Below are 11198 nucleotides of genomic sequence, written 5' to 3'. Positions count from 1 at the left end.
TACACTTACTTTCACTAACACGTACCTTTCACATACGTTATTCGTCTTCATTTACACTTGTCTTCACTTACACTTACATTTACACTTACTTACTTACACTTACTTACACTTTCGTTCTTTACTAAGTCGCACCTGTCACGTACGTTACTCATCTTCATTTACACGTATCTGCCATGCACGTTATTCACTTGCACTTATTTCACATACTGTAAAGGTAGTAGGAATAAAATATCCAGTCGACCTAATTACAAATATAGTACACCGTCATATATTTGCGATGAAATGAACTAAAATAAATTATATAAAATATCAAATTTGAATGAGTGGCCATGTTAATAATAATTAGATCACTTTTTCAGTTTATTTTTGACACATTAAACATTTGATATTATTATACATTCCCTAATTTGATGACAATTATTAATAATAAACGTCAAACAGGCTCTAAATATCTTAAGGAGTATGCATGTCTCGAGCTATCTTTTTGACTCGCCCATTAGCCCAACTTGGTCGTGTAGTCATGACTTTACTCCAACGTTTTGGTAAAGCAGCACTATTCCTATTGCATGGGATAACACATATGTTTTCTCGCCCTTGGCAATGGCGAAGAGTGCTTGAACAACTCTATTTTATTGGAGCAAAGTCAATTGTTGTTATTTGTGTAACAGGTCTATTTACCGGTATGGTGCTCGGGTTACAAGGCTATTACACCCTCTCTCAATTTGGCTCAACGAGTTTATTAGGTTCTGCTGTCGCACTTACCCTTATTCGTGAATTAGGTCCCGTGTTAACCGCAATAATGATTATCGGCCGTGCAGGCTCAGCAATGACTGCAGAAATTGGGATTATGCGAATTTCAGAACAAATAGATGCGCTTAAAACGATGACCATTGACCCAATTCGATTTCTAGTTAGCCCACGCATCATTGCCGCACTCATTAGTTTTCCATTATTAACCGCTATTTTCGATACAGTGGGCATTTTTGGCGGCTACCTTACTGGATCTCAATTATTAGGCATTAACCCTGCTATTTATTTCTATCGTGTAGAAAACAGCGTCCTCATGGCTGATGTCATTGAAGGCTTTATTAAATCATTATTTTTCTCTATTACTGTAATAACCGTATGCTGCTACCACGGTTATTACACCCATACTCGCCGTAATAATTTTGGCGCAAAAGGCGTTGGATTTTCAACAACAACAGCCGTTGTACAAGCAAGTATTCTCGTGCTTGTTATTGATTATATTTTAACGTCTGTCTTATTATAGGAAAACTATGAATATTCCACTTATTCAATTTTGTAATGTCAGTAAAGCATTTGATGGCACTCAGGTATTAAATAATGTCAACCTCAGTGTTTTTAAAGGCGAGATAACTACGATCATCGGTAAAAGTGGTGAAGGAAAAAGTGTTTTACTCAAACATATTATTGGCTTATTGACTCCTGACTCTGGCTCAATACTGTTCAATGGTAAGAGTTTATCTGAACATGCAAAAGCAGAAAAACAGAACTTAAAGAAAAAATTCAGTTACATGTTTCAAGACTCCGCGTTGTTTGACTCAATGACTGTATACGACAATATTGCGCTACCCTTACAAGAAGCAAGTAAATTAAATAAAACAGAAATACAACAGCGTGTTGAAAAACGTATGACACAGCTAGATATCTTAGGTACAGAACAACAATACCCTGGACAACTATCTGGTGGTATGCGAAAAAGAGTCGCTCTAGCGCGCGCACTCGTCACAGAACCTGAAATTATCTTATTTGATGAACCGACTACAGGGTTAGATCCAATACGTAAAAAAGCAGTACATAAAATGATTGCAGACTATCAACGTAAGCTCGGATTTACCGGAATTATTGTAAGCCACGAAATTCCTGAGATATTTACGATTTCTCAACGCATTGCACTGCTTAATAAAGGTGACATTATTTTTCAAGGTACTCCTGAACAACTAAATAATGATGAAAACCCTGTTATTTCAGAATTTGTCCATGGTCACGAATCACCATTACTCAATATCGACTAACCTATTTAATTGGAACTGTTATGAAAAAATCATCCATCGAAACCTCTGTTGGTATATTTGTACTGATAGGTATACTCTGCGTCGGCTACCTTACTATTAAACTTGGAAAAATGGAGCTGTTAGGTGATAACTACTATAGTGTCTATGCAGACTTTAATTCTGCGACGGGCCTGAAAGGTGGTGCTAATATCGAAATGGCAGGAGTGAGAATAGGTCAAGTTGAAAATATTATATTGCTACCAAATATCAAAATAGCACGTGTAAAACTAAAGATTGAAAAGCGCATCAATCTCTCGGTCGATGTCATTGCATCGGTAAAAACAGCTGGATTACTCGGTGACAGATACCTATCCCTTACCCCAGGTGGTAGTGATGAGCAATTACAAGAAGGTGATAGCATCGAAGAAACAGAATCTGCACTCGATATTGAAGACCTTATTAGTAAATACATATTTAGTGGCGACAGTAAATAATTATATCAAAGATGAGTAACAGTATGTCAAACAACTTCATTATGAGAAATCACATGAAAAGAATAATCGTTTTATCTATTTCAGCATTGCTACTATTTACAACTACAGTGCGCGCACACGTTGAGAATATCAGCCAAGCAACCGCATTAATCGATGCTGCAATGCAAAAATCCTTAACGATTATTAATGATCCAAGCCTCACAACTGAAGTTAAACGTAAAAAATTATGGCCAATTGTGACCACTTATTTTGACTTTACGTTAATTTCAGAGTTGACGTTAGGAAAATTCTCAGCTGATTCGACTCGCCCTCTTGGTGATTACAGTGATCGTCGTTTTACAGATAGCCAGCAAGAACAATTTACTGACGCCTTTACTATCCATCTTGGTAATTTATACTTAGACAGACTCAATAACGAGAGTAAGTTCTCGGTATCTCTCACCCATTCATCGGCGATGAAGCCCATTCGTAAGATGCAACGCGCCCGTGTAAATAGCTTAATAAATAATAAAACAGCGATTGATTATTCACTACGCTTAAAAAATAATGAATGGCGTATCTATGATATTAAAGTGGAAGGCAGAAGTTTAATTAATTCATTTCGTAAGGAATATTCCGCACTATTACTGAAAAAGACACCCGATGAATTATTGACATTACTGAATGAAAAAAACCTAGCCCATACGGAAAATAATGCAGAATAGTAATAATTTTTCCCGTTTATTTACAGTGCCGTTATTGCTGCTCATCTTAGTAATGAGCGGTTGTGCCGTCCCTAAAAACAATGATAAAGAAAGCGCTGAAATTCATCCCACATTACCACAAAGTCAACCTATACCGACTGTCGTGAGTTCAACACCTGATTATATTGAAGATGATGGACTTTTTGCAGAAGATGATGAGGATGGACTTTTTACAGAAGAAGATGATCTATTTTATGACGATAGTCCCATTGAGATAGATAACAGCGACGAGATTTCAGACCCCTTCTATTACTTTAATATTGCGATGTTCCATGTTAATGATAAGCTTTATTTTTGGGTAATGCGTCCGACAGCATTAGGTTATAAGGCGATTACCCCACAGTTTTTTCGTGTCGGTGTTGCCAACTTTTTTCACAATATAGCCATGCCAGTTCGATTTACCAGCAGTCTATTCCAAGGTGATATAAAATCGACAGGCACTGAACTAGGGCGTTTCGTCGTGAACTCGACGATTGGACTTTTAGGGGTGATGGATCCAGCTGCGCATTACTTAGATTGGCAACCAAATAATCAAGATATGGGATTAACCTTAGGTAAATATGGCATAGGTAATGGTCCCTATATTGTGTGGCCAGTATTTGGCCCCTCAACCCTAAGAGACACGGTTGGTCGTGGCACGGATTACTTCCTTAGTCCACTCAGCTATTTAAAACCTGACAAGCTGTCACTTGCTGTTCAAGCTGTAGATAAGGTGAATGCAACATACTTTAGTCTTGGAGATTATGAAACCTTTAAACAAGCTTACATTGACCCTTACGAACGAATGAAAGAGTTTTACCTCGAATATCGCGCAGACAAAGTCGCTGAAAAATAGTCTCTTACAAATACATGAAACGAGGTCATAGACCTCGTTTCATGTTCAGTAATATGACGTCTAACATTCATTGAACTGACAAACGAAACCACAGTTCAAATTACGGTATATCAATACCTTACCAACTAACCTGTAATAACCTCCTGATTATCATTAGAAAGTTCGATTGTTTTTAAAAAATACTGCCTTAAAAATTTAATTCGAGCTAATAAATCATTCACTTCTTGTCGCCCAATATCTGCCCCTCGTACATTTTTAATCGCCATATTATTATAATCCAGTTCATCATCATGCAAACAGTGTTCACTGATCAGTTGCCACAGATACTTTACCTTATTAAATTTGGTCTCTAAAATTTCGACATCGATACTGAGTTGATCTAATTCTTCTACCGCTAGTTTGGCAATCAAATAAGTATATTTTTCATCATCTTCATTAACCGAATTATTTTTGTCCAACAATACATTATAGCGATCAATATGGTCGTTCAGTAGGTCGATATTATGTGTATAAAATTGATAAGCATCCCGCCAGTTCCGACCACTGCAATAACTTGCCTGAACAGAAAAAGTAAGGATAAATAAAATAATTAAGAAACCATACTTCATCATCAACTCCACGATTATTCGTCACAAGAAAACTCAACCCGATTAAAAGTGCAGACAAAGTGTACTGTTTGCCACATTTATTCTTTTCCCTGATATAATTAACCTATGTTATGAAATATTCCGTAATTCCTTAAAGGGTAAAGATGAAAAAAACGTTTGTATTAAACCACCCAAAAATTGTTCCAGCTCGCCAAATTGAATCTATCAAAAGCGAAATCAGAAAATACATTAAAAGAGAACGTAATAAGGTTCTACCTAAAGGTGTAGATTACTGGGACTTTGATTGTAAGTATGGTGTAACAGAACAAGAAGCGCAGGCTATTCACCTGTCTGAAATCAATAAATCTATTGATAGCGGTGACCTAAGCAAAGATGCATCTTTCTATGTCGAAGTTTTGGTAAAAGATGGCATTCGCGTGATGAGTGAAGATGACGAAGATTTAGATTACGGCGAAGAATAATATCTAGGGCATTATAGCCCGAATTCATATCCCCAAAATACGCGTCATGCGACTTGGGGATATGCCTTTCGATTAACCCCCCTCCTCTTTAAATGTCCATTCGATATAACACACGCAATACTACTGTTTACAGCCGTTACCTGATAACATAGCCGCCCTAAGCCATGCAGGTAACTGCGAAAAGATTGAAATAACATAAATGAAGCTACATAAACTTGATGCCGTAGACTGGTTAAAAACGCTTCCTAGTGAAAGTATTGATTTAGTCATCACAGATCCTCCTTATGAATCCTTAGAAAAACACCGAAAGATTGGTACCACGACGCGTTTAAAAAACAGCGCAGGCTCGAGTAACCAATGGTTTGATATTTTTCCGAACAGTGATTTCCCTGCGTTAGTTGAACAAATATATAGAGTACTAAAAAAGAACAGTCACTTTTATTTATTCTGCGATCAAGAAACCATGTTTGTCATTAAACCAATCGCTGAAGAGCTTGGGTTTAAATTTTGGAAACCTATCGTTTGGGATAAATGTGCTATTGGCATGGGCTATCATTATCGCGCACGTTATGAATTCATTTTATTTTTCGAAAAAGGTAAGCGTAAGCTCAATGATTTAGGTATGCCTGATGTGTTGCAAGAAAAACGCGTTTGGCGTGGCTATCCAACCGAAAAACCGGTGCCATTAATTGAAAAACTAATCACACAAAGTTCAAGCGTTGACGACCTGATTATTGATCCCTTCTTCGGTTCAGGCGCGACCTTAATTGCAGCAGCTAATCTGGGTCGACGATCTGAAGGTGCAGATATTGCAGCCTCAGCCCATGAGTTTGTTAACAACCGTATTAAACCGGTAGAAAAGGCATAAGAATGACGATTGAAATAACAAATCTACCAACGACCGAAATCACCTGCTCTAACTGTGAAGCATGCTGCTGCCGCTTAGAAGTTATGATTTTAACCGATACTGGTGTGCCAAAACGCTACATTTCAACAGATGAATGGGGAAGTGAAGTAATGACGCAGAGTTATGATGGCTGGTGTGCTGCACTCGATAGAGACACCTTGATGTGTAGTATCTATGAAAACAGACCTTGGGTATGTCGTATATTCGAAATGGCTTCGTATGAATGCGAAGAAGAACGTAAAGCACATATGTAAGTTGCACTTTTTCAAATACTAGCCTATTCAATCTTAATCTCGGAGCTTAGATTGATTAGGGCTCCTTCCTAGCAACTCTTTACTGTAGATCCAGCGTAAATAGGGATGTTAATTAGTCAAGATGACCATATAATAATTTATTTAATTTCAAATACTTAATTATAGATAGTAATTACTAAAAACTGGTCAGACATCACTCCTATTTGTTCCGTTCTTTTAACTTATCCACAACATGACCCTTTTTTTATTCATATCACTATCTATATTTTCCAATTTGGCAGATTATAATTAGACAGTCTGTCACTAAAAGTAAATTTCTTCATCTGTCATAGAGTTACGTATTTTTTACAGGGATGAGTGAGTATCGCTAATAAAATACGTTGAGGGTTAAAAAATGGAATTATTTAACGAATCAAACGCATTAGATCTTTACATGCAACAAGTAAATAAAAACAGTACTTTACTTACCAAAGAAGAAGAATACGATACCGCTATTTCCGTCCATGAAGGAGATAAAAAAGCACGTCAACGTATGATCCAGTCTAACTTGCGATTAGTGATTAATATTGCGAAACGTTATCAGCATACATCATTATCACTTGTTGACATCATTCAAGAAGGTAATACCGGATTAATCCACGCCGTTGAAAAGTTTGATGCCACAAAAGGATTTCGTTTTTCAACTTATGCGGTATGGTGGATCAAGAACAACATTGAACGTTTCATCATGAATCAATCACGAACCATCCGCGTGCCTATTCATATCGGTAAATGTTACAAACGTATTTTAAAAAATGCCCGTGAAGAATCGCTTGATCTGAAATGTAATCAGGATCTACAAAAAATCGCTGCTAATCTCGAAATCGAGTTTGAAAATGTTGTTTGTGTTCTCGCTTATTATTTTACAGAAGCAAGCTTAGATAAAACCATTCAAACCCAAAATGACTCAAGTACTGCGCTAGTTGACCTGATTGAAGACAGCTCTATTTGTAAACCCAATGATGAAATAGAAAATACCGATACCTCTAGTTACTTAATTGAAGTATTAAGCCATTTATGTGACCGTGACAGAGAGATCATCGAACTAAGATTTGGTCTAGGTAGAGAAGAGCCACAAACACTACACGCCATTGGTGAACGCCTATTTATGTCTCGAGAACGTGTACGCCAAATTATTACTGCGAGTTTACAAAAAATTAAACCTGAATTATTAGTGAACAGCGTAAACCAGCAAGATTACCTAAACTAACTAATAATATAATCTAATAAAAAAGACTACATGTAAAAACGGCCCTAACTAGGGCCACGCATAATCAGAATAAGCTAATAATTTACCTTTAAGTCATTAATTATTAGCTTATCTTATGCTTACCTGCCGAACTACCACCGACCACACTCCCCCTCAAACAACTCAAATATGGAAACATCAAAAACTAATACATCCATATTCGAGTCTTTAAAAAACCAGCATATCCAACTCCCTTTCTATGAAGTTTGCGTATGCCCGATGGGATTTATGTCATGCGTTATGACAATAACTTGTTGGTGAAGCGATTACAGATGTTACCAGGCGGCATTATCCGCGTTAAGTCTGATAATTCTATGTATGACCCTTGGGAAATCACCAAGTCACAATTGGACGGTGAAGAACTGGCGCTTATCGGGCGTGTGGTTTAGACTGGGCAAAAGATGTGATTTGAATTCTAGGTATAAAGAATTCCAACGTTTGGAGGTTTTTATTTTAGGGGATAATTCAATAGTTTTAATTACTTGAGGACAAGACAATCGTAGTTAATGAATGGGAATATGAAGAGTTTAAAGAGCGTTTTCACTATACTGACCTTAATGGTCTTTTAGCAATACTCAGTAGTAAAACTATACGACTTTGTTCCTTTCGGGGGATGAATGATAATCTGGAGTTACATTGGTTTCAAGATAAACTCAAATCGCATCTTGAAAAATCAATAAAATATAGAGGGATAGAATTAACACATAGTCCTATTTTAGATCGCCTATACACTATATTATCAAATAATCCCCTCACTATATATTTAAGCTCCTTCTCTAAAGAAAATGATTGCTTGAGCCAGTGGCGAGCGTACGCTAATAATGGTAAAGGAGTTAGTCTCGGCTTCGACTTTAATGGATTTCCGTTTGAGCAAGGAACAGTGTGGCCTTCTGGGGAAATAGAAGAATCCACGGGCTATTGCGATGTAATTTATGACAAAGAAGAGCAAGAAAAGCACATAGTAGCGTTCGAAGAAATCTTTTTTAAAAATGCTGATGTTATACACAATGAACTAGGTAATGAGCCTGATAATAAATTAAGCGTATTGGCTGCGAAGATATTTTCTTATTCGGGAATGTTTAAAAACCCAGCCTTTCGGGAAGAGAACGAAGTAAGAATTATCCATATGCCACACCATATTAAAGGCGTTGGATGGAAAGGAGCCTTTTCCGATATTCAATTTAAAAATTCAGAGGGAAAATTAATATCCTTTTTTGAGATGAGTTTTCGTTCATCGATAGTACAAAGTATTACTCTTGGTCCAAAATGCGAATGCGATGAACAAGAGCTTAATCTTTTTTTAATTAGTCACGGTTATGACAACGTCAAAATATACAGGTCAGCCGCTAGTTATCGTTGAGTAGCTGGTTAGATTAAAATGTATTCGGTTCGGTTTCCATGCCTTTCCCACATACTCCGAACCACCGAAGCAAGGCGGCATTATTCACGTTAAGTCTGATAATTCCATGTATGACCCTTGGGAAATCACTAAATCACAATTGGACGGTGAAGAACTGGCGCTTATTGGGCGTGTGGTTTGGACTGGGCAAAAGATGTGATTGAAAAAGAACAGGCTAATTTGATTAGTCTGTTCCATCTAATTTTTGGACTGAAACGGCTTAGAACTATTGTACTAACCGAGATAATAAACATTATGAAAAATACAGCTTTTTTTTCAGAATAAAATTTACTCAGTTTTATTTGAATTCATAGCGCACCAGGTATTTTTTCCTATTTTATAAACGCTAAAGACGGCTACTGTTACAGCCGCTATTAAAAGATCTTTAGTCACATAAACAATACTAAGTACCGAAGTTAATACCTCATTTATTGCGTCTTTTATGAGTGACCCGTTATCATTATCAAATTCTGTACAAAAGTATTGATGGGTTTGCTTTTTGATTACGCCCCAAATCTCCCCTTTATTTGAATTGTTAGAACTCCCTGTTGGAATAAACAATCCTTCAGGATATTTTTCACCCGTCAAAGTTAAACCCAAATCTTCCAACTCGTCTTCATTAACTCTTCCATTCGATATTACCTTAAGGATATCTTCTCTTTGATAAGATGGAACATAACTATCAATTACTTCCTCAAAATCGCTTAAATTTAAAATCAATTCAGACATATATTCCCTCTTTTTTTAATAATTCATATGCGCTTGATATTGGAATCGCATATGAAATCATATTATTTTGTAAACTACACATGGAAAATCTTCCACAAACAATCCCTATTACTTTTCCTGTTACAGCTTCAACCAGAGGCCCACCACTATTGCCTTCATGAAGCATAGCATCAAGCTGATATTGCTTCTTACCTCTATTATTAATAATTTTAGAGCTAATCAGCCCCTGAGACACATGAGCAGTGTGCAGACCTTCTTGAGCAAATGGGTAACCGAAATAAAGAACAGTAGCGCCAATATGCGACTCTACATCAAAGTCCATAATATCATTACTAAAATCAGTACTAACACCCTTTTCAAGCTTTAGCAAAGCTAAGTCATCCATTGGACTATATTGAACAATCTTAGCTTTAGCTACTTGATGAAAGTCTAGTTCTTGATGATTAAATGAATCAATATTTCTAGAGCTGCAAACCCTAATATCATCTTGCAAGCCAATCAAATGAGCACATGTCAATATATAACCACTAGAGTGACAAAAAAAACCACTCCCAAGAAAAGTAATTTTATCTTGTGGTGTTTTTTTAAAGACCATAAAAGTACATTGATAAGGCTTTCTTACTATATGTCTATACATTTGACCCCATTACATTAATCGGTAAGTTATAAATGATATTGATATCAAATTACCTTTGTCTCTACGATTTATACATCAATCGTCAATATTATCTGGTACTTTATGATTTGGATTATTTCTCGCGTACTCAACACCATTTCGCTTGTAGATGTGGGTATCAGGATGTCTACCTTGCTTTACTTCTTTTACTAATTTAGAACCTGTAACAACCCCTCTCCCTTTGACTGTATATGAACTATTAGCATCGCAATTACCATTAATACTTTTACCTTTAGCCATATATCTACCTCATATAAAAAATTATAAGAACTTTCAGAAACAAAGTTAGATCTCCTAATTTATGTATGGGCACACAGTGTAATATCAATGATATTCATTTATTCGCATATTCGCATATTCGTTAAACTGAAAAATATGGAACTCATATGTAATATATCTAGAACGCCTATTTTAGGCGTTTTTCTTCAGAATAAAGACAAGCATCACGCCCTAATGTTAATGCCCGTAAACTAACTCACAACTTAAAATCAAAGTACTCAATATTTTTGCCAAGCATCATTCTGGGGCTAACTTTAAAGTATCCTCCACGACTAAAATGAAAGTATGACTGAACTAATACTGAACGGACTTACGGCAACATTATTTATTACGCATATAGGTATTTATTTTGTTACTTATAGTTTTGAACCAATAGAACTGAGTATGAAAATTGATAAGACTAGATTGAAACTGTTTTATATGCGCTGGGCTTTTTCTACTTCGATGATAGGTAAACGCCTAGTTAACCCCACCTACCAAATATTTTCAGTTATTGCATGATTACTCTTC

At 36.3% G+C, this 11198-nt stretch carries 15 protein-coding genes; 11 read left to right on the top strand and 4 right to left on the bottom strand.

What is annotated here, in order from left to right:
* Window positions 1–466: 466 nt before the first annotated feature.
* From AKG98_RS21765 to AKG98_RS21745, 5 genes are read left to right on the top strand one after another with little or no spacing between them, the layout of a single operon-like run.
* Entirely contained in the window at window positions 467–1270 is an 804-nt protein-coding gene (locus AKG98_RS21765; RefSeq protein ID WP_067051263.1) for an ABC transporter permease, read from the top strand.
* Between the two features lie 7 nt (window positions 1271–1277).
* Window positions 1278–2036, top strand: a complete 759-nt coding sequence (locus AKG98_RS21760) for an ABC transporter ATP-binding protein (protein ID WP_067051260.1) — start codon at window positions 1278–1280, stop codon at window positions 2034–2036.
* Between the two features lie 20 nt (window positions 2037–2056).
* Complete coding sequence (mlaD, locus tag AKG98_RS21755; protein ID WP_067051257.1) at window positions 2057–2509, top strand: outer membrane lipid asymmetry maintenance protein MlaD; 453 nt, start codon at window positions 2057–2059, stop codon at window positions 2507–2509.
* A gap of 53 nt (window positions 2510–2562) precedes the next feature.
* Window positions 2563–3213, top strand: coding sequence for a phospholipid-binding protein MlaC (locus tag AKG98_RS21750; RefSeq protein WP_067051254.1), 651 nt, complete (start codon window positions 2563–2565; stop codon window positions 3211–3213).
* Window positions 3203–4087 (top strand): VacJ family lipoprotein, encoded by an 885-nt coding sequence (locus AKG98_RS21745; RefSeq protein ID WP_067051251.1) that lies wholly within the window; start codon window positions 3203–3205, stop codon window positions 4085–4087. Before AKG98_RS21750 ends, AKG98_RS21745 begins: the two co-directional genes overlap by 11 nt.
* Window positions 4088–4212: 125 nt before the next feature.
* On the opposite strand, the gene AKG98_RS21740 is transcribed toward AKG98_RS21745, so the two are convergent.
* The gene (locus AKG98_RS21740; RefSeq protein WP_067051247.1) at window positions 4213–4698 is read right to left on the bottom strand and encodes a hypothetical protein; all 486 of its coding nucleotides are present in this window, start codon (window positions 4696–4698) and stop codon (window positions 4213–4215) included.
* A 140-nt stretch (window positions 4699–4838) separates the two neighbouring features.
* On the opposite strand from AKG98_RS21740, the gene AKG98_RS21735 reads away from it, so the two are divergent.
* The 6 genes from AKG98_RS21735 to AKG98_RS21715 all read left to right on the top strand — a co-directional run bounded on the left by AKG98_RS21735 (window position 4839) and on the right by AKG98_RS21715 (window position 8965).
* A complete protein-coding gene (locus AKG98_RS21735) occupies window positions 4839–5156 on the top strand; it encodes a DUF6172 family protein (protein WP_067051244.1) in 318 nt (105 codons plus the stop codon).
* A gap of 199 nt (window positions 5157–5355) precedes the next feature.
* The gene (locus tag AKG98_RS21730; protein ID WP_067051241.1) at window positions 5356–6024 is read left to right on the top strand and encodes a site-specific DNA-methyltransferase; all 669 of its coding nucleotides are present in this window, start codon (window positions 5356–5358) and stop codon (window positions 6022–6024) included.
* Between the two features lie 2 nt (window positions 6025–6026).
* Complete coding sequence (locus AKG98_RS21725; protein WP_067051238.1) at window positions 6027–6317, top strand: YkgJ family cysteine cluster protein; 291 nt, start codon at window positions 6027–6029, stop codon at window positions 6315–6317.
* 394 nt (window positions 6318–6711) lie between these two features.
* A complete protein-coding gene (locus AKG98_RS21720) occupies window positions 6712–7566 on the top strand; it encodes an RNA polymerase sigma factor RpoD/SigA (RefSeq protein ID WP_067051235.1) in 855 nt (284 codons plus the stop codon).
* Window positions 7567–7838: 272 nt separating this feature from the next.
* Window positions 7839–7994, top strand: coding sequence for a S24 family peptidase (locus AKG98_RS22105; RefSeq protein ID WP_255358682.1), 156 nt, complete (start codon window positions 7839–7841; stop codon window positions 7992–7994).
* A gap of 224 nt (window positions 7995–8218) precedes the next feature.
* Entirely contained in the window at window positions 8219–8965 is a 747-nt protein-coding gene (locus AKG98_RS21715; protein ID WP_067051232.1) for a DUF2971 domain-containing protein, read from the top strand.
* A gap of 327 nt (window positions 8966–9292) precedes the next feature.
* On the opposite strand, the gene AKG98_RS21710 is transcribed toward AKG98_RS21715, so the two are convergent.
* From AKG98_RS21710 to AKG98_RS21700, 3 genes are all read right to left on the bottom strand, one after another.
* Window positions 9293–9733 (bottom strand): hypothetical protein, encoded by a 441-nt coding sequence (locus tag AKG98_RS21710; protein ID WP_067051229.1) that lies wholly within the window; start codon window positions 9731–9733, stop codon window positions 9293–9295.
* The gene (locus AKG98_RS21705) at window positions 9726–10370 is read right to left on the bottom strand and encodes a S1C family serine protease (RefSeq protein ID WP_083544043.1); all 645 of its coding nucleotides are present in this window, start codon (window positions 10368–10370) and stop codon (window positions 9726–9728) included. Before AKG98_RS21705 ends, AKG98_RS21710 begins: the two co-directional genes overlap by 8 nt.
* A gap of 75 nt (window positions 10371–10445) precedes the next feature.
* Entirely contained in the window at window positions 10446–10649 is a 204-nt protein-coding gene (locus tag AKG98_RS21700) for a hypothetical protein (RefSeq protein ID WP_067051223.1), read from the bottom strand.
* Window positions 10650–11198: the final 549 nt, after the last annotated feature.

Origin of the sequence: Moritella sp. JT01 (genome assembly GCF_001574435.1) — a bacterium.
Taxonomy (GTDB): domain Bacteria; phylum Pseudomonadota; class Gammaproteobacteria; order Enterobacterales; family Moritellaceae; genus Moritella.
The sequence above is the reverse complement of the archived record's forward strand: the minus strand, read 5'-3'. Positions and strand labels throughout refer to the sequence as shown.